This is a genomic window from Streptomyces sp. NPDC049687 (assembly GCF_044465285.1).
In the GTDB taxonomy this organism is placed as follows: Bacteria; Actinomycetota; Actinomycetes; order Streptomycetales; family Streptomycetaceae; genus Streptomyces.
On the sequence record NZ_JBITLN010000008.1, the window covers coordinates 15,161 to 34,083 of the forward strand.

Annotated in this window: 15 protein-coding genes and 1 pseudogene; 10 read left to right on the forward strand and 6 right to left on the reverse strand. The window is 71.9% G+C overall.

The genetic code is table 11. The annotated features are described in order from the left end of the window. The first annotated feature begins 18 nt into the window (after window positions 1-18). A complete protein-coding gene (locus ACIBVL_RS23990; protein ID WP_399099563.1) occupies window positions 19-996 on the forward strand; it encodes a hypothetical protein in 978 nt (325 codons plus the stop codon). A 36-nt stretch (window positions 997-1,032) separates the two neighbouring features. On the opposite strand, the gene ACIBVL_RS23995 is transcribed toward ACIBVL_RS23990, so the two are convergent. From ACIBVL_RS23995 to ACIBVL_RS24010, 4 genes and pseudogenes are all read right to left on the reverse strand, one after another. Further along, entirely contained in the window at window positions 1,033-1,605 is a 573-nt protein-coding gene (locus tag ACIBVL_RS23995; protein WP_399099565.1) for a MarR family winged helix-turn-helix transcriptional regulator, read from the reverse strand. A gap of 50 nt (window positions 1,606-1,655) precedes the next feature. Next, a pseudogene (locus tag ACIBVL_RS24000) lies at window positions 1,656-2,457 on the reverse strand (amidohydrolase); the annotation flags it as partial. Between the two features lie 19 nt (window positions 2,458-2,476). After that, window positions 2,477-5,395, reverse strand: coding sequence for a glycosyl hydrolase 115 family protein (locus ACIBVL_RS24005; protein ID WP_399100377.1), 2,919 nt, complete (start codon window positions 5,393-5,395; stop codon window positions 2,477-2,479). A 178-nt stretch (window positions 5,396-5,573) separates the two neighbouring features. After that, window positions 5,574-6,176, reverse strand: coding sequence for a sigma-70 family RNA polymerase sigma factor (locus ACIBVL_RS24010; protein ID WP_399099566.1), 603 nt, complete (start codon window positions 6,174-6,176; stop codon window positions 5,574-5,576). A gap of 76 nt (window positions 6,177-6,252) precedes the next feature. Here ACIBVL_RS24010 and ACIBVL_RS24015 point away from each other — a divergent pair, with 76 nt between their 5' ends. Further along, on the forward strand, window positions 6,253-7,155 hold the full coding sequence (locus ACIBVL_RS24015; RefSeq protein WP_399099568.1) for an alpha/beta fold hydrolase: 903 nt from the start codon (window positions 6,253-6,255) through the stop codon (window positions 7,153-7,155). Here the strand turns inward: ACIBVL_RS24015 and ACIBVL_RS24020 are convergent. Further along, the gene (locus tag ACIBVL_RS24020) at window positions 7,091-7,618 is read right to left on the reverse strand and encodes an SMI1/KNR4 family protein (protein ID WP_399099570.1); all 528 of its coding nucleotides are present in this window, start codon (window positions 7,616-7,618) and stop codon (window positions 7,091-7,093) included. The genes ACIBVL_RS24015 and ACIBVL_RS24020 overlap by 65 nt on opposite strands. Window positions 7,619-7,769: 151 nt before the next feature. On the opposite strand from ACIBVL_RS24020, the gene ACIBVL_RS24025 reads away from it, so the two are divergent. The 7 genes from ACIBVL_RS24025 (at window position 7,770) to ACIBVL_RS24055 (ending at window position 15,907) form a co-directional block, all read left to right on the forward strand. Continuing rightward, entirely contained in the window at window positions 7,770-8,279 is a 510-nt protein-coding gene (locus tag ACIBVL_RS24025) for a helix-turn-helix domain-containing protein (protein WP_399100379.1), read from the forward strand. 393 nt (window positions 8,280-8,672) lie between these two features. Further along, window positions 8,673-9,608 carry a GNAT family N-acetyltransferase gene (locus tag ACIBVL_RS24030; RefSeq protein ID WP_399099572.1) on the forward strand — a complete coding sequence of 312 codons (936 nt, stop codon included), beginning with the start codon at window positions 8,673-8,675 and terminating at the stop codon, window positions 9,606-9,608. 126 nt (window positions 9,609-9,734) lie between these two features. After that, window positions 9,735-10,313 (forward strand): hypothetical protein, encoded by a 579-nt coding sequence (locus tag ACIBVL_RS24035; RefSeq protein WP_399099574.1) that lies wholly within the window; start codon window positions 9,735-9,737, stop codon window positions 10,311-10,313. A 168-nt stretch (window positions 10,314-10,481) separates the two neighbouring features. Next, window positions 10,482-11,363 carry a hypothetical protein gene (locus ACIBVL_RS24040; RefSeq protein WP_399099576.1) on the forward strand — a complete coding sequence of 294 codons (882 nt, stop codon included), beginning with the start codon at window positions 10,482-10,484 and terminating at the stop codon, window positions 11,361-11,363. A gap of 69 nt (window positions 11,364-11,432) precedes the next feature. Continuing rightward, the gene (locus tag ACIBVL_RS24045; protein ID WP_399099578.1) at window positions 11,433-11,888 is read left to right on the forward strand and encodes an RpiB/LacA/LacB family sugar-phosphate isomerase; all 456 of its coding nucleotides are present in this window, start codon (window positions 11,433-11,435) and stop codon (window positions 11,886-11,888) included. A 292-nt stretch (window positions 11,889-12,180) separates the two neighbouring features. Beyond that, a complete protein-coding gene (locus ACIBVL_RS24050; RefSeq protein WP_399099580.1) occupies window positions 12,181-14,565 on the forward strand; it encodes a phosphoketolase in 2,385 nt (794 codons plus the stop codon). A gap of 364 nt (window positions 14,566-14,929) precedes the next feature. After that, on the forward strand, window positions 14,930-15,907 hold the full coding sequence (locus tag ACIBVL_RS24055; protein ID WP_399099582.1) for a RimK family alpha-L-glutamate ligase: 978 nt from the start codon (window positions 14,930-14,932) through the stop codon (window positions 15,905-15,907). Here ACIBVL_RS24055 and ACIBVL_RS24060 read toward each other — a convergent pair. Continuing rightward, entirely contained in the window at window positions 15,891-17,834 is a 1,944-nt protein-coding gene (locus tag ACIBVL_RS24060; RefSeq protein ID WP_399099584.1) for a PAS domain S-box protein, read from the reverse strand. The two genes, ACIBVL_RS24055 and ACIBVL_RS24060, sit on opposite strands and share 17 nt — an antisense overlap. 154 nt (window positions 17,835-17,988) lie before the next feature. On the opposite strand from ACIBVL_RS24060, the gene ACIBVL_RS24065 reads away from it, so the two are divergent. Continuing rightward, entirely contained in the window at window positions 17,989-18,852 is an 864-nt protein-coding gene (locus ACIBVL_RS24065; protein ID WP_399099586.1) for a fructosamine kinase family protein, read from the forward strand. The last annotated feature ends 71 nt before the right edge of the window (window positions 18,853-18,923 follow it).

Here is an 18,923-nt window from a genome sequence, read left to right on the forward strand (position 1 = left end):
CCCTCCAAGGAGAGGTCCATGTCCCGACTTCCACGCCTGGCGGGTGTCACCGCCGCCGCTCTCGCCCTCGGCCTGCTCGCCACGGCCCCGGCGGCGGGCGGCGAACCGTCCGTGTCCGACCCGCGTATCGTCGCCCACTTCAACTTCGCCAAGGGGCAGACGCCCGAGAACATCGCCCTCGAACCCGACGGCTCCGCCGACCTGACCTTCGCCTTCGCCAGGCAGGTCGCCAAGGTCACCCGCAAGGGCGACAAGCGGATCCTCGCCACCCTGCCCGACGTCGCCAACCCGGACACCCCCGTCGGAGCGGCCGTCGTCACCGGAATCGCCCGCGCCGAGAACGGCACCCTCTACGTCAACTACGTCACCGGCACCAGCAAGACCGGCATCTGGCGCATCGCCCCCGACGGCAGCGCGCCCAAGCAGATCGCGAAGCTGCCGCGGGACGGATTCCCCAACGGCCTCGCCCTCGACGAGCGCCGCGGGGTGCTCTACGCCGCCGACTCGTTGCGGGGCACCGTCTGGCGCGTCCCGCGCAAGGGCGGCACTCCCACGGCCTGGGCCACCGGAGCGGCACTCGACCCGGGCACCGGGCCGGAAGCGTCCGGCTTCGGCGTCAACGGCCTGCGGTTCCACCACAACGCGGTGTGGGTGTCCAACTCCGACGCCGGGACCCTGCTGCGGATCCCCGTCCGCCAAGGCGGCTCCGCCGGCCGGATCGAGACCCGGGCGACCGGACTGACCGGCATCGACGACTTCGGCTTCGTCGAGCGGCACCGCGACACCGTCCTCGCCGCGCTGATCACCGACAACGAGGTCGTCCGGGTGCGCCCCAACGGCACCCACACCGTCGTCCTGACGGAGGACGACGGGCTGTCCAACCCGACCTCGGTGGCGGTACGTGGCCGCAGTGTCTACGTGCCGAGCGCGGCGTACTTCACCCAGAAGGACCCCAACCTGCTCCTCGCCCGCGTCCACCAGCGCGCCCGCCGCTGAGCGGCCGGCGGCCGCGGCCCCGCCCGGAGCCGGTGCTCAGCCCTTCGGGCGGCGGCCGCTGCGGCGCGGGGCCGGCTCGGACCCGTTGAGCAGTGACTGGCGGCGCTCGTCGCCGTGGTCCTCCACCTGGAGCACGACGCGCCGCAGGCCCTCGGCGAGGGTCCGGCACTCGTCGTCGGTCAACTGCCCCGTGACGAAGGCCTCTTCCTCGTTGAACGCCGGGAACAGCCGCCGCATCAGCTCCTCGCCCTCGTCGGTGAGACTGAGCAGCACCAGCCGGCCGTCCGTGGGATGGCCGGCCCGTCGCAGCAGCCCGCGCGACTCCAGCGTGCGGGACACACCGGTGAGCGTCCCCTTCGAGATGCCCGCCTCCTCGGCCACGTGCCGGGTCTCCGACTCGCCCCACACCCACACGACCCACAGCACGACGAAGGCCGTCCAGGTCAGGTCCGAAGACCGCAGCACGGAGTTCTCCACGTGCTGCCGCACCGCGGAGGCGGCCCGGTAGATGTTGGCCACGGCCGCCATCTGATCCCGGCGGACCGGGAAGCCCCCGAGTTTCGCCGCGGCGAGCTTCTCGGCTTCGGTGATGGATCGCTGGCCGGGCACGAAGGCTCCTCTCGGGGACTGCTTGTTCGTTCGGGATCAAATTGTACGGGTCACCTCTCGTGGACGACCCTCCCGTCGAACACCGTCATGTGCACCCGCAGTTCGGTGATCGCGTGCGGGTCGAGACCGAGCAACGGGCGGTCCAGGACGCACAGGTCCGCCACCTTCCCCGCCTCCACCGACCCCTTCCACCCCTCGGCGAAATCCTGGCGCGGGGCTGACCGTGTACGCCCGCAGCGCCTCCGCGAGGCCCACGCACTGCTCGGGGCCGCTGGTGCGACCGCTCGCCTTCGACTCCCGCAGCATCATCGCGGCCACCCCCTGACGCCGGTCGGGCTCCGTGATCGGCGCGTCGGAGCTGGCGCAGACCGCGACGCCGGCCTCGAGTGCCGACCGCACGGGCCACTGGTAGGCGGACCGCTCCCGGCCGACGACCTCGTCCATCAGGTCGGAGATCGTCCACTTGATGGCCGGGTTCATGTTGACGCCCCAGCCGTGGGCGGCCAGCCGGGCGAGACCGCCGGGACCGATGAAGCCGCCATGGATGACGTAGTGCCGGGCGTCCGGACGGGGCACGGCCGTGTCCGCCGCGACGAACGCCTCCACGACCGCGCCGATCGCCAGGTCACCGGTGACGTGCACCCCCAACTGGAAGCCCGCCGCATGCGCGGTGCGGATCATCTCGGCCAGCTCGGCGGTCTGGAGCGCGGGTGTGTCGCCGTGCACGCACAGCGCCCCGTGGCCGCCGTCGGCGTACGGCTCGCTCATCCAGGCCGTACGGTTCGGCGGCACGCCGTCGGCGAAGATCTTCACGCCGATCACGTTGAGCCGGCGCGGGTCGACGGAGACGGGGGGGAGGGGACCGAAGCCGCTACCGGGCGGGCGCGTCCAGGCCCGGCCCGGTGTCCGGTTCGGGGTTGAACACCGGGTGGTAGCTCTCCGGCGGCGCGAGTTGGACGGCGGCCGGCACCCCGCCCGTGTCGATGACGATCTGGTCCACGACGATCCCCGGATCGACCATGAACACCCGCAGGACGTGCTCGCCGGGGGCGGTGACCGTCACCGTCGTGGTCAGCTTCTCCACCCCCTCCTCCACATTGCGCGCCCAGGCGTCCCCCCGGTTGCCGGTGGCGATGTTCTGCCCGGTCAGGACGGTCACCGGCTGGTCGTCGAGGCCGACCGCCAGCCGCCGCGCACCGCGCTCGTCCAGCGAGGGCAGCCGGAACACGGTGACCGGGAAGGTGCCCGCGCTCGAGAAGCGCACACGGTACCGCAGCTCGGGAGCCCGGGCCGCGTGCTCCCCGGTGACCGGGGCCGCCGTCGAGGGCACCGCCTCCACCGCGCCCGTACGACGCCCAAGACCGCGTACGGTCCGCCAGCCGGCCCCGCACCGCGCCACGCGCCGCTCGGTGTGCACGGCGTCGATCGAGACGTACCCGTTGGCCTCGACGAACCCCCGAACCCTGCGACGGGCCCGCTCCCCGCCGTTGACCACCCGCACCGGCACCTCGAAGCGCTGAGCGCCACCGGTGAAGGCGACCACGGTGTCCAGCGTGCCCTCGGGGGCGAGCGACCAGTCGATCTCCACCCAGACCCGGATCTGCTCGGTGAGCGAGCCGCCCGTGGAACTCAGCAGGACCCAGGGGTGACCGGCCTCGGCGCTCCACGTCAGGGCCAGGAAGCCCGTGTTGAAGACATCCACGAAGCGCCGGTCCCGGGAGTAGGAGGAGAACCGCAGGGGCACGTCCGCCCCGGTCTCGTTCCCCTCGGCCGCCACCCCCAGCCCGGAGGTCTCCCGCCGGGTCACCCGGGTCACGGCCGGGCGCCCCGGAGCCTTCGGGATCTGTGACGGATAGGGATTGATGTAGCCGTCCCATTTCCCGCCCGCCACCTCGGAGTTGTACCGCTGGGTGAGCGCCGCCTCCGCCGTGTGCGCGGCCTCGGCCAGGTCCGCGAAGCGGTTGGTGCCGGCACCCCGGCCTTGGCGGACCGCGAGGGCGTTGCGGTCCGCCCAGTAGTACTTCAGGTTCATCAAGTAGGCGCCGTGCGCGGGGTACTGGACGAGCTCGTAGTAGGCGTCCTGACAGGCGGCGGGGAGTTCGGAGCCCAGCGAGCGGACCCGCTCCAGCAGCCGGTCGTAGGCAGCCGTCCGGCGTCCCGCCTCGTCCCCGTGATGGATCACGGAGAAGATGTTCCGGTCGATGAACTCCGGCCGGCGCTCGGCCGCCAGACGGTAGTACTCGGTACGGATCGCGGCGAGCACCCGCGCGTGCCGCTGCCCGAACTGCCGCCCGTACCACTCCACCAGGAAGCCCTCGACCTCGTCGGCACCCCACCGGTCCACGTCCCAGGCCATGTCCATGCAGAACGAGAGCCCGGTCTCGATCGACTTGAGGTCACCGACGTTGAAGATCCACATCCGGTCCGCGCCGTGCGCGAACACCCGGCGCAACTCCTGCCAGACCTTGGCGAGCTGGGTGGTGTCCAGCCACAGATAGCTGCGGGGGCGGCCCCAGTAGGACAGGTGGTAGTAGATCCCGTTGCCACCCGGGCGGGCGCGCTCCGCGTCGGTCGGCAGCTGGCGCATGTTGCCGTGGTTGTCGTCCGGCCAGATCAGCGTGACGTCGTCGGGGACCCGGACACCCGCGTTGTACAGGTCCAGGACCTCCTTGTACGGGATGAAGATCTGCGGCTCGGCCGCCGCGCCGACCTCCTCCGCCAGGATCCGGCGCTGGTCGGCGATGATGTCGTTCATCACCGCGACCTTCTCCGGGACGGTCGTGGCGTGCTTCGTCTCCAGCGCGCTGTCGTGCAGCCCGCGCATGCCGATCGTCCAGCTGCTCTCGTACGCGGCGTTCTCGCGTGCCCTGGCCCGCCAGTAGTCGGAGATGACGGTGGGGTTGACCGTGTAGTCGTACACGGGCAGTGTCCCGTCCGCGTTCGGGTGCTCCCGCGCCCACGGCTCCCACTCGTGGACACCGTTGCGCAGCAGCGCCTCGGGGTGGCTGGAGCCGACGACGATGCCGTAGCGGTCGGCGAGTTCGGGGTTGTCCCGGTACTTGTTGAAGAAGTCGGAGTACGGATGCATCGCCGGCCACAGGTAGTTGGCCTTCAGACGCAGCAGCAGCTCGAAGACGCGCTGGTACGTCTGCGGGCCGATGTTCTTGTCCGGCTCCTGGGTACGGTGGGACCACGTGGTCAGATTCTGCTCGTCGTTGAGGAAGACACCCCGGTAACGGACCGACGGCTCAAGGCGCTCGAGGGGCCCGGCGGGCACGGTCACGGTGTCCCGCCGCTCGACCGGGACGTCGGCCCACCAGTACCAGGGGGTGACACCGATGCGCTCCGAGGTGTCGTACACGCCGTAGACCGTGCCGCGCCGGTCGCTGCCCGCGATCACCAGGGCGCGTGCCACACCGGGTACAGGCCGGTCCACCACCTGGGTCACGGACGCCTCCCAGCGCCCCTTCACCCGCGACACGTCGAGCCGCCCCTGGACGACGAGCCGGTCGATGACGGGGCTCGCGCCGAGCGTGCCGATCAGGACCAGCCCGGCGGACCGGTCCGGCAGTGTGTGCCGGACCTCCGGCCGGACTCCGCTCACCCGCTCCACGTCCGCCTGGAGGTCGCCGGCCACGCGGAGCACGGCGGGGTCGTCCGCCGCGTCGACGTGGATGTCGACCGCGAGACCGTCCCGGACCAGAGCGAAGTCCGGACGCCCGGGTGAGGCCGCCGCGGAGGACTCGGCCAGCAGGGCGGGGAGCAGGGGGGCCGCGCCTGCGGCCGCCAAGCCCCGCAGGAACGACTTGCGGGTCACCTCCCGGGGGGAGCCGGACGGGCCGTGAGATGCGGGGTGCGGCACGGACGGTTCCTTTCTGGCGCGAGCATGCCAATCCAGGCATTAGAAAGCGCTTGCCGTCCCGCACCCTAGGTCAGGCTCGTGAAGCACGTCCATATGCGTGCGCGGATCAGTCCCGCAACCGGTCGCGCTGCAGCCGCCGGGCGAGGGCGCGCCGTACGGACGCCGAGGCGGCGGCGGGGTGTGTGACCTTGGCGGGAAGGTCGAGTCCGCGACTGATCCTGTCGTACGCGGCACGGTGTCCGTCGGGCAGCTCCGTGCGGTGGACCCGCAGGTCCTCCTCGACGAGGCGGCGCAGTTCGTCGACGTGCTGTGGGGTGAAGCGCTTTCGCCCACGGCCGACGGCTTCGACATACCGGGTGCAGTGGGCGGTGTGGCCGAGGCTCTCCGATATGTCCTCGGCCAGGCCCCACAGACGTCCCTCGAGCCAGGGGGTGTCGGGCTGGTCGAGGTCGAGGTCCATGGAGGAGGGGCGGTCGGCGTCCCTGTGCTTCGTCATCTGCTTGGACACGGCGGGCTGGCTCATCCCGGCGAGCCGGGCGATGGTGTCCTGGGTCCAGCCGAGGCCGGCGAGCACCTGGATCATCTCGGCGCGCAGGGCGCGCATCTCCTCGCCCGCACGGATGACCTCGTTGATCTCGGCGAGCATGCGCTCGGCCTGCTCCTCGGTCAGCGTCGCGGGGCCGCTCCGGGCGCTCTCTTCACCTGCCACAACCCGGTTATACACCCTGCTCGCACCCCATAACCGGGTTGTATAACTGGGTTATGGGGTGCCAGACTCCCCGGCCATGCCCACTTTCTGCGCACCTGACGGAACCCGGCTCGCCTACCGTGAGACCGGAACCGGAGCCCCGCTCGTCTGCGTCCCCGGCGGCCCGGCGGACTCCTCCTACCTGGGCGACCTCGGTGGCCTGTCCGCGCACCGCCGGCTGATCGTCCTGGACCTGCGCGGCACCGGGCGGTCCGCCGTCCCCCAGGACACCTCGTCCTACCGCTGCGACCGGCTCGTCGACGACGTCGAGGCCCTCCGCACCCACCTCCGGCTGCCCCGGATGGACCTCCTCGCCCACTCCGCCGGCGCGAACGTCGTGACGCAGTACGCGGCCCGGCACCCGGAACGCGTCGGAAGGATCGCCCTGGTCACCCCCGGCACCCGCGCCGTCGGCATCGAGATCACGGGGGAGACGCGACGCGCGCTGGCGCGCCTCCGGCGGAACGAGCCGTGGTTCCCCGAGGCGTACGCCGCCCTGGAGGCGATCACCGAGGGGAGGGGCGGGGACTGGGAGGCCGTCGCCCCCTTCTTCCACGGCCGCTGGGACGCTGTCGCGCGGGAACAGCATGCGCGGGCCCGGCCGGACAACGAGGAGGCCGTCGCCCTCTTCGGGGCGGAGGGAGCCTTCACTCCCGGGGCCACGCGTGCGGCGCTCGGGACCCTCACGGCTCCCGTCCTGCTGCTCGCCGGAGAGCTGGACCTGAACAGCCCGCCCCGCTCGGTCGAGGAGTGCGCGGAACTGTTCCCGGAGGCCACCCTCGTCGTACAACCCGGAGCGGGGCACTCTCCCTGGCTGGACGACGCCGGGTGTTTCGTCCAAGCCGTCTCGGCGTTCCTGGACCAGGCGAACGGGCTCAGCGGCACAGAGCGTCCAGGTCCTCCTCGAAAGCCGGGAACTCGGCCTTGGCCTCGGCGATGACGACCCGGGCCGGGCGGCGCGGGGTGGTGGCGTGCCGTGCGGCCAGCTCGGCGAGTTCGGGCTGGGGCCGGGCTTCGCGGTCCGGGTATGCCACGGCCTCCATCGGTCCGAAGCCGTCGGCCAGCAGCCACAGGAAGTCGGAGAGATTGGCCGCGACCACCCCGACCTCGCCCTCCGAGCCCAGGAAGACCACCGGTTGCTCGGCCGGCGGCCTGCCCGGGCGTACGCACCACAGGGCGGCGAGCCCGCCGGTGCCGTCCCGCCCGAAGACCCGGAAGGCCTCGCCGTCCAGCTCCTGGTTGCCGGTCCACTGACGGATCCAGTCGGTGGTCTCCTCGGCGGAGTCGAAGGCGTCGTACGGCTCGAAGTCGAAGCCCTCACCGTCGGCGTACGGAAATTCCGCCGTCGCCACCTCCGCGAGGGCGGCAGGGAAGCGGCGGTCGGCGCTGATCGTCTCGGTCATGAGTGGAGGCTAGACGAGTAAGTCCGAACCCACGCCTGCGCCGCCAAGCGTGTGCACCGCCACGATCGTTTCGTTTACAGAACGTTCTGTTTGTGGAACGCTAGTCGCGTCACGGCCAATGCGTCAACGGCGCAGTAAGGGGCGGAGAACTCTGGAACTGGCCCAGGAGGTGGGCGCGCGGCTGCGCCGTCTGCGCCAGGACCGCGGCCTGTCGCTGTCGGAACTGGCCCGTCGATCCGGCGTCGGCAAGGGCACGCTCTCGGAACTGGAGACGGGCCAGCGCAATCCGACTCTGGAGACGCTGTACGCGCTGACCACGGCCCTCGAGGCGCCGCTGAGCACGGTCGTCGGCCCCGCCCCGGTGCAGGGTGCGGCGGTGCACGCGGTGCTGATGGACCGCGTGCAGGACGCGGCTGCGGTGTCGGAGGTGTATCGCATCCGCATTCAGGGCGGCGCGGTGCAGCGCTCGGCCGCTCATGTGACGGGCACGGAGGAGCACTTGCTGGTCTTCAGCGGCACGGCCCGGGTTGGTCCCGCCTCCGCCCCGCTCGAGGCGGGCCCGGGCGGCCACGCCCGGTGGGCGGCGGATGTACCGCATCTGTACGAGGCGGTGGGGAGGGATGTGGAGGGGGTGTTGGTGGTGCGCTACCCGGTGGAATGAGAGGCCTGCGCCGCACCGTCCTGTGCTAGGGCGTGTTGCGAAAGTAGCGTCGTCCGCCCGGAGGGCGGGGCCCGCGGCGTCTGGCGCGGTGCATCGCAAGGCCGAGGGTCGTCCGCGTACCGGGCGTACGCGGGCGATCCCGACAACGCGGCGAGGCGCCGTGCCAGGCGTCGCGGGCCAGACGGGACTTTCGAAACACGCCCTAGGCGACGACCACCGCCGATCGGCTATGGGATCGACCGCTGCCGCAGGAGGCCGACGGTATCCAGTCCGCAGGCCCGGGTCTGACGGTCGGTCCGACGAGGGCAGGAATAGCCAGGCCTGCCGGTGCCACTGGGTGGCGGTTTCATGCGAAGTCCAGCTACGTCATCGAGAGAAGGATGATCCAGGTATATGCCTATACGTATCGCGCGCCCAGACGAACTACCTGCCCTGGTCCAGCACTCCGAGCAGCCCGAGCGCAACGCCGGGACGGCCGCCTACCTCACCGACCTGCTTGCCAAGAAATGTACCCGGCCGGAGTGGTGCCTGGTCGCGGAGGACGAGGCCGGTCGGCTCACCGCGGCAACCGCGCTGTGGACCCTCCCGGGGAACGACGTCCCGATGGCCGTGGTGCTCCTTGAGACGCGGTGGGACGAGCCGGGCCTGGCCACCGGCCGGGCGCTGCTGGCCGAGGCCGTCGCCCTGGCCGGCTCGCTCGGCGCCAGGGAGCTGGAGCACGTCATCGACTCGCCGACGCAGCCGCCGCAGTTCCAGGCGGAGCCGGAACGGCGCGCCGAGCTTCTCCGTCTGGCGGGCTTCGAGCGCGCCCGAGACGGTCGCCGCTTCCGCCGCCACTCCGGGGCGGAACTCACTGCGCATGATGAACGGTTGAACTGGCATTCGCTGCCCAGTCTGGGCCGTGAGCCGTTCATCGCTCTCCTCGCCGAGGCGCTGCCGACCAGCGCCGACGCCCACCTCGCCGCCGAGGTCGCCCGGCATGGCGCCCGGGGTGCCGCGGAGAGCCTCTTCACGGACATGGAGGAATTCTCGTACGAACCCCGGTGGTGGGAGATCGGCTACGCTCCGGACGGCACGCCAGCTGCCATCAGCCTCCCCGCCCGAAACCCCTCGACCGCGGTGATCGGCTTGGTGGCTGTGTCCCCCGCCTGCCGCGGCAACGGCTACGCGACGGCGGTGGTGGCCCGCGGCACGCGGCTGCTGGTCGAAGCGGGCGCCGAGGAGATCCGCGGCGACTGCGATGCGGCCAACACCGCCATGATCATGGCTTTCGAACGAGCAGGCTACGAGAACTTCGCCGACCGCCAGGAGTTCACGCGCCGGTTGTGAGCAGGGGCCTTTCCCGCGCTGTGACGAATGCTGAGCGGCCCCTCCCCACCCCGGTTGGTAGGGCTGGACGAGTAGGTCCGAAGTCCTGCGGGCGCAAAGTGGAGAAGGGGTCTCGTTGATCGTTGCGTGACGAACGACATCGAGACCCTTCTGGCCGCACTGTACGTGAAGATCGACGACGAGCCGGCGGGACCACGATGGCTGGGCAGGCCCCCGGTGTTGACCGACTCCGAGCTCGTGTGTGTCGCGCTCGCCCAGTCGCTGCTCGGCTTCACCTCCGAGACGCACTGGCTGCGCTATGCCGGCCAGCACCTCACCGGGATGTTCCCGTACCTGCCTCAGCAGTCCGGCTACAACAATCGGCTGCGGTCCGCGCTCGGCCTGGTCAAGCGGGGCATCCGGATGGTGGCGAAGTCGAGCGACTTCTGGCTGGACGACTGCTGGATCGTGGACTCCACCCCGGTGCCCTGCGGGATGTCGCGGCAAACGGTGAAACGCTCGGACCTGGCCGGATGGGCGGGCTATCGCCAGCCACTCGCGGTTCTACTGGGGGCTGAAGCTGTATCTGGTGTGCACTCCGTCCGGGATGCCGATCCTGTGGGCCTTGGCCGATCCGAAGATCGGCGAGCGCGAGGTGCTGGCCTCGATGCTCGAAGCCGAAGCAGACATGGTCACCGAGCACGATGGCATCCTGCTGATCAGTGACAAGGGCTTCGCCGTGATCAAGCACCGTCGAGTGTCAACAACGCTCGTGATCAATACACCTAGTGCCGCGGCACCAGACGCAGCCGCTGACATCGCCCGTCGGGGTTGTTATGACCGCTGTCATGATGGAAGCTACTTCTCGGTACGCCACCGAGCTGGGAGGCCGGAGTGAGGGACACCGTCGCACGGGCGATGTGGGAGCGGTTCGAACCGGTACACGACCTGGTCTACTTCGCTCCCGAGGTGCGCCGGGCCGCCGACGCGCTCGGCCTGCGGGGGTACTGGATGGGCTACTTCGCCCTGCGCGCGGCCCCCCTCGGTGCCGCTCCCGCCTCCGTCGTCACCAGCAGCTTCTACGTCTTCCACCCCGACCGCGTGGCCCGCGCGCTGCCCGACGCCTGGACCTACGCGGACCCGGCGGAGGTGCTCGCGGCCCGCGCGCGTGCCGTGGGCGAGGCCATGACCGGCCTCTACGGCCCGGACGTCGTCGGCTCCGACGAGATGGCCGAGGCGGCCGACCTGGCCTGGCGGGCGGCCCAGGCCGCGGACACGGCCGGGCGGGTGCTCGGCGCCGCCAACCAGGCCCTCGCCCGCCCGGCCCAGCCGCACGTCAGGCTCTGGCAGGCCTTGACCACCCTGCGTGAACACCGCGGTGACGGACACATCGCGGTCCTCGTCGGCCGTGGGGTGGGGCCCGTGGAGGCGATGGTGCTGAAGTGTGCGGCGGGGGAGTCGGACGAGGAGTTCCAGCGGCAGACCCGCAAGTGGGAGCCGGAGCAATGGCGGGCGGGGCGGAGGAGATCGCGCGCGCGTGGGTGGCTCGACGAGGACGGGCGTCTCACCAAGGAGGGCAGGGCCGCCCACGAGGAGATCGAGGCCGACACCGATGCCGCGGCGGCCGCCCCGTGGACCGCCCTCGGACCCGCTGCCACCGCCCGCCTCGCCCAGTTGCTCGAACCGCTCGCCCGCACCGTGCTGGACGCCGGGATCATCCCGACCGCCAACCCGGTCGGGATGACCGCGGACACGTGGAGCCCGGTTGCCGGATGACCGGATCCGGCGGGCCGGGAGTCGACCTGGTGGCGACAGCGCGGACGTTCCCTCAGTAGGCTTCCTGACATGCGGATCTCCGTTTCCTCGGACATGGACGAAGCCGTGGCCCGCTCCCTCGTCTCGGAACTGCGCGGCCGCGGGCACGACGTGGTGACGTACGGCGCGCTGCGCCCCGGCGCCGACCCGCAATGGGCGGTGTGTTCGGAGGCGGCGGCGCGGGACGTGGCCGACGGGACCTCGGAGCAGGCGGTGGTGTGCTGCTGGACCGGCACGGGCGCGTCGATCGCCGCGAACAAGGTGCCCGGCGTCCGGGCCGCCCTGTGCGCCGACGCCTACACGGCGGACGGCGCCCGCCGCTGGAACGACGCCAACGTCCTCGCCCTGAGCCTGCGCCTCACCTCCGAGCCGCTGCTCAAGGAGATCCTGGACGCCTGGTTCGGCGCGGAGGCCAGCCGGGACACCGAGGACCTGCGGAACGTGGAGCACATCGACGGGCTCGACGCCGACCGCACCGGTTCCTAGCACCGCGGCAGGCAGGGTTCCCCCTGTCGCGACGCCCCGCACGGGCTCTCGCCACCCCGGGCACAACCTCAAGAGGGCGTGATATCGGCACGCCGGGATCACGCACCGGACGCCGCTCCTTGAAGGCAAACCTTGCCGGCGCGGCGCTGGGAGGCCCGGAGGCCCTTACGGACGGTTCCGCTCCGCCGTATGGTCCGGTCGCCCCTGTCGGGTACCCGGCGGACGGGAAAGGGTGGGGAGGTACGGACCGGTACGCACCTCCGCGCTACCCCGATCCGGAAGGGAACCCGAGATGTCCGTCGACCCGCGGCAGTCGTCCGCCCGGCTCACCGACGACGAGGTCAGGACGCTGCACGCACACTGGCGCGCCGCGAACTACCTGTCCGTCGGCCAGATCTACCTCATGGCCAACCCGCTGCTCACCGAGCCGCTGCGCCCGGAGCACGTCAAGCCGCGGCTGCTCGGCCACTGGGGCACCTCCCCGGGCCTCAACCTCGTGTACACCCACCTCAACCGCATCATCCGCACCCGTGACCTGAACGCCCTGTGCGTCTGGGGCCCCGGGCACGGCGGTCCTGCGGTGGTCGCCAACTCCTGGCTGGAGGGCTCGTACACCGAGACCTATCCCGACGTCACCCGGGACGCGGCCGGCATGGCCCGGCTGTTCAAGCAGTTCTCCTTCCCCGGCGGCGTCCCCAGCCATGTCGCCCCCGAGACGCCCGGCTCCATCCACGAGGGCGGCGAGCTCGGCTACTCCCTCTCGCACGCCTACGGCGCCGCGTTCGACAACCCCGGTCTGCTGGTCGCCTGCGTGATCGGCGACGGCGAGGCGGAGACCGGCCCGCTGGCCGCCTCCTGGCACTCCAACAAGTTCCTCGACCCCGTGCACGACGGCGCCGTCCTGCCCATCCTCCACCTCAACGGCTACAAGATCTCCAACCCGGCCGTGCTGGCCCGCATCCCGGAACCCGAACTCGACGACCTGCTGCGCGGCTACGGCCACGACCCCATCCACGTCACCGGCGACGAGCCGTACGCCGTCCACCGCGCCATGGCGCAGGCCATGGACACCGCCCTGGACCGCATCGCCGCCCTCCAGCGCGCGGCCCGCGAGGAAGGCACCGGTGAGCGGCCCCGCTGGCCGGTCATCGTGCTGCGCACCCCGAAGGGCTGGACCGGGCCCGCCCACGTGGACCGGCTGCCCGTGGAGGGCACCTGGCGCTCCCACCAGGTGCCGCTGTCGGCCGTCCGGAACAACCCCGACCATCTGCGCCAGCTGGAGGCATGGCTGCGCTCCTATCGGCCCGAGGAGCTGTTCGACGAGCACGGCGCTCCCCGTCTGGACGTCCTGGCCTGGATCCCGGAGGGCATCCGCCGCCTCGGCGCCACCCCGCACGCCAACGGCGGCCTGCTCCTGCGCGAACTTCCCCTGCCCGACATCGACTCGTACGCCGTCCCCGTCGACAAGCCCGGCACCACGCTGCACGAACCCACCCGTGTCCTGGGGGAGGTGCTGCAGGAGGTCGTGCGATCCACCGCCGAGCGGCGGGACTTCCGGCTCGTCGGTCCCGACGAGACCGCCTCCAACCGCCTCCAGGCGGTGTACGGCGCCAGCGGCAAGGCCTGGCAGGCCCAGACCCTCCAGGTCGACGAACACCTCGACCGGCACGGCCGGGTGCTGGAGATCCTCTCCGAACACACCTGCCAGGGCTGGCTGGAGGGCTATCTGCTGACGGGCCGGCACGGACTGTTCTCCTGCTACGAGGCGTTCGTGCACATCGTCGACTCGATGGTCAACCAGCACGTCAAGTGGCTGCGCACGACACGGCGGCTGCCCTGGCGCGCGTCCATCGCCTCCCTGAACTACCTGCTCACCTCGCACGTCTGGCGCCAGGACCACAACGGCTTCTCCCACCAGGACCCCGGCTTCGTCGACCACGTCCTCAACAAGAGCCCCGAGGTCGTCCGCGTCTATCTGCCGCCGGACGCCAACACCCTGCTGTCGGTGGCGGACCACGCCCTGCGCAGCCGCGACCACGTCAACGTCGTCGTGGCCGGCAAACAGCCCTGCTTCGACTGGCTGTCCATCGACCAGGCCCGCGTCCACTGCGCCCGCGGCGCCGGGATCTGGGAGTGGGCCGGCACCGAGAACGGCAGCCGCGAACCCGACGTCGTGCTCGCCTGCGCCGGTGACGTGCCCACCCAGGAGGTGCTGGCCGCCGCCCAGCTGCTGCGCCGCAACCTTCCCGAACTCGCCGTCCGCGTCGTCAACGTGGTCGACATCGCGCGCCTCATGCCCGCCGGGGAACACCCGCACGGCATGAGCGACTTCGAGTACGACGGCCTGTTCACCACCGACAAACCGGTGATCTTCGCCTATCACGGCTACCCGTGGCTCATCCACCGCCTCGCCTACCGCCGCACCGGCCACAAGAACCTGCACGTGCGCGGCTACAAGGAGATCGGCACCACGACCACGCCGTTCGACATGGTCGTCCGCAACGACCTCGACCGCTACCGCCTGGTCATGGACGTCATCGACCGCGTCCCCGGGCTCGCCGTGCGCGCCGCCGCCGTACGCCAGCGCATGGAGGACGCGCGGCTGCGCCACCACGACTGGATCCGGGTGCACGGCACCGACCTTCCCGAGGTCGCGGACTGGTCCTGGGACGGCTGAGACCGCTGGTCGCAGGCCGCCGGACAGGGCGCACGGACGGGGGCGGACGGCGCAGGGGAAGGGGCAGGAGGAGGGCGCGCGTGCGCCCTGGCACGGCGCCTTCCCCGGTGCCTACAGTGGTCGGCCAGCCCTGCGACGCGGATCCCCCGGGACTTGACGACAGGGCCCCACCACCCCCGTGGTCACCACCCGTGACCGGCCCGGCAGTCGCCCGGACCCCGGTACGGCTCCCGCACACCGGCGCGGCTTCCAGGGCGACGGGTGCGAGGACCACCCGCGCGACAGGCACCATCCGTGACACCGCTCGGGCCGTGCGGCAGGGCGCCCGCGGCACGAGCGCGCGTCGACACCACTGGAGGCCGCTGTGTCCCGACCGAGCATCGCCCTGATAGCCGATCCCACGTCGCCCGAAGGCTGCCGGGACTATCTGGCCGAGGCCGTGGAACTGCTCACCGGCGCACCGCCCGTCCGCATCGACTCCCGGCACTTCGCGACCGGCGGCACCGGCCGCGGCGTCCCCGACGGAGGCCGGTTACGGCTGCGGGTCCCCGAGGAGCGGCTCGACTTCGTCCCCGACGTCGTCCTGCTCTACGAGATCCCGCCGCACAGCAGGCGAGACCTCGCCGCCTTCCAGGCACTCCTGGAGACCCACGACGTGGTGACCCTCGGCACCGGTCCGGAGGCCTGGCGGACGGCGACGGAGAAGAACCTCACCGTCGCCCGCTTCCAGCGGGACGGCATCGCACAGATGGAGACCGTCGTCCTGTCCCGGCCCTCCCCGCGGGAGGCGGCCGAGGTGTTCGAGCGGCTCGGCGGCGACACCTGGGCCCGGCCCGTCGTCGGCACCGGCGGCAACGACACCTTCCATGTCACCACCCCCGATCTGCTGGAGCACGCCACCGCCTACTACGCCGAGCACGGCACCGACTGGATGCTCTCCCGCGACGCGGGCAACGTCACCGCCGACGGCCTGCGCCACCAGTTCCGTGTCTTCGTCCTCGGCGGCCGGGTCGTGCACGCCCGCGAGCACCTCCAGCCCGAACCCGACACCCCCTGCAACACCTGCCGGGGCGCCACCCCCGTCCATATCGACCCGGCCGACCTCCCGGCCCGCCTCGGTGAACTCGCCGTCGCCGCCACCGCCTCGGTGGGGCTGCCGTTCGCCGGCGTCGACCTGGCGATCGAGAACGGCGGGGTCGTCTTCGAGGTCAACGTCCAGCCCGCCTTCGTCGACGGACAGGTGGAGGTGGAGAAGGTGGCCGTGCCCTACGTCCAGGCCCACCTGGACGCCTTCGAACTGGCCCGCGGCGGCCGCTCCCGGGGGCTCACAGCCTCAGCGTGAACCAGGTGGTCTTGCCCTCGTCCGTCGGTCGTACCCCCCAGCCGGCGGCGAGGGTCCGCACCAGGATCAGGCCCCGCCCGGACTCCTCCTCCTCGGCCGCCAGACGTGGCTGCGGCAGCTGTGGGCTGCGGTCGCTGACCTCGACGGTGAGATCGGTGGCCGTGCGGTGCAGATGGAGGCCGATGGGGCCGCCGGCGTGCAGGACGGCGTTGGTGAGCGTCTCCGACAGCAGTAGGAGGGCGTCGTCGGCGCAGGAATCGCAGTTCCACGACGTCAGTGTCTTGTGGAGGAAGACCCGCCCCTCGGGCACGGAGGCCGGGTCGGCCGGCAGTTCGGTGGTGACGGCGGCCAGCGGTGCCGCCGGGAGCTGCGCGAACAGCAGGGTCACGTCGTCGTTGTGACTGTCGGCGTCCGGCAGCAGACCGGCCAGCACATGGTCGGCGGCATCCTCCAGGGACGGCGTGCCGGTGAAGAACTCGTCGAGGATGGTGGTGAGTTCGTCGATCCGCAGCTCGATGTCGCTGCCGGGCGTCTCGATCAGGCCGTCCGTGTAGAGCACCAGGGTGGCACCGGGGGGTATCTCCGTGCTGGACTGCTCGTACAGGACGTCGCCCACTCCGAGCGGCGCGTTGACCGGGCAGGGCAGCGCGGTGATACCGCCACCCACCCCGGCCACCAGCACCGGCAGATGGCCCGCCGAGCAGACGGTGACCGTGCCCGAGTCCGGGGCGATCACCAGGTAGCAGCAGGTGACGAGCTGGTCGGGTACGTCGAGGTCGGCGACGCAGGTGTCCAGTGCCCGCATCAGCTGGCGCGGCTGCATCCCGGTCTTCGCCAGCGCATGCGCGGCCGACCTCAACTGGCCCATGACGGCGGCTGCTTCGAGCCCGCGGCCCATCACATCGCCGATGAGCACGCCCACCCGGTCGGCGCCCAGCGGGATCAGGTCGAACCAGTCGCCGCCCACGCCCGCGCCCTGGGTGGCGGGCCGGTAGCGGCTCGCGGTGGCCAGCCCGGGCAGGGCCGGCGGGGTGCCCATCAGACTGCGCTGCAGCGTCAGCGCGATGTGCCGCTGCTGCTCGTACAGGGCGGTGAGTTGGGCCTCGGCGCGCTTGCGGTCGCTGATGTCCCGCACGATCGCGCACGCCCCGACCACCGTGCCGTGCGAGTCCCGCGTCGGCCACAGGGTCACGTCCACGTCCAGCAGCGTCCCGGGCTTGGTCAGCCGTAGCGTCTCGAAGTGCTCGACCTTCTTGCCGTGCCGCAGCCGCTTGAGCAACGACCGTACTTCGCCCCGCGCTTCGGGCGGCGCCAGCACGGAGACATGCCGACCGATGACCTCCTCGGCCGTGTAGCCGTACAGCCGCTGAGCGGCGGCGTTCCAGTAGGTGATGTACCCGTCGAGCGTCTTGGCGAGGATCGCGTCCTGCGAGGACTCCACCAGCGCCGCCAGCTCGTTGATCCGTGCCTCGGCCGCCTTGCGGTCGCTGACGTCCCGCACGGCCGCCGACACCAGCAGCCCGTCCGCCGTCTCCATCGGGCTCAGGCTGATCTCGACGGGGAACTCCGTGCCGTCCTTGCGCAGCCCGTGCAGTTCCAGTCCGGCGCCCATCGGCCGTACCTGACGGTTGGCCGTGTAGCCGCCCCGGTGCCCGGTGTGCTGGTCGCGGAAGCGGTGCGGGATGAGTAACTCGACCGGGTGGCCGAGCAGTTCCTCGCGGCCGTAGCCGAACAGCGCCTCCGTCTGGGCGTTCACCAGTCTGATGGCGCCCGTGTCGTCCACGATGACCATGGCGTCCGGCGCCGCCTCCAGCAGCCCGCGGAACCGTTCCTCGGCGCCGTCCGGCACCGGGGCGCCGCAGCCGCACCGTTTCTGCTGTGTCCTGCCCGGGCGCCGCACGGGTCCTGCCTGCATCACGTCGGCCATCTTCCACCTCACCCTGCGCGACGGTTCAGGCCACTACAGCGCCTTTCGGACGCCGCCGCTCCGCGAAGTCGTTTACTGTCCGTTCACTGTCCGAACCTGAACGCCGGGGCCTCGAGGTGGCCGAGTCACCGGGAACCCGCCGTACGCTCGTCCCGTGCACTCGCCCCACGCTCCCGACCCCGGTTCCGTCGCCGCCGCCTTCACCGGTGCGTCCGTCCACCGGACGCGCCCGCTGTCCGGGGCGCTCTGGGAGGCCGAGCTCGACGACGGGCGGACGGTGATGGTCAAACGGAGCGACGAGCGGGACGCCGTACGCGCCGAGGCCGCCGGGCTGCGCTGGCTGGCCGCCGCGGACACGGTGCGGGTGCCGGTCGTGTACGGGCAGGACGAGCGGTGGCTGGTGACCGAGCGGGTGCGGACCGGAGCGCCCGGCGCGCGGGCCGCCGTACGGTTCGGCCGTGACCTCGCCGCGCTGCACGCCGCCGGCGCCCCGGCGTTCGGCGCCGCGCCGCCGGACGGCCCGCAGGAGGCGTACATCGGGCTCGCCCCCATGCGCAACGCCGTCGGCGAGGACTGGCCGAGCTGGTACGCCGAGCACCGGGTGCTGCCGTATCTGCGCTCCGCCGTCGACGCCGGGACGATGCGCCCCGCCGAGGCGGCCGTCGTCGAAGGCGTCTGCGCGCGGCTGCCGGAACTGGCCGGGCCCGCCGAGCCGCCCGCCCGGCTCCACGGCGACCTGTGGAACGGCAACGTGCTGTGGGGCTCGGACGGCCGGGCCTGGCTGATCGACCCGGCCGCGCACGGCGGGCACCGCGAGACCGACCTCGCCATGCTGGCCCTGTTCGGCTGCCCCTTCCTGGAACAGGTGCGGGAGGGGTACGAGGAGACCGCTCCGCTCTCCGAGGGGTGGGCCCACCGCGTGGGCGTGCACCAGCTCTTCCCGCTGCTGGTGCACGCCGTGCTGTTCGGAAGACCGTACGCCGAGCAAGCGCTGACGGCGGCCCGGGCGGCCTGGTAGGCGGTGCTGTTCCGGGAGGTCAGCACCCAGGTGACCGGCAGCCCGGCGTGCGCCCGCTCGCGGGGTCGGTC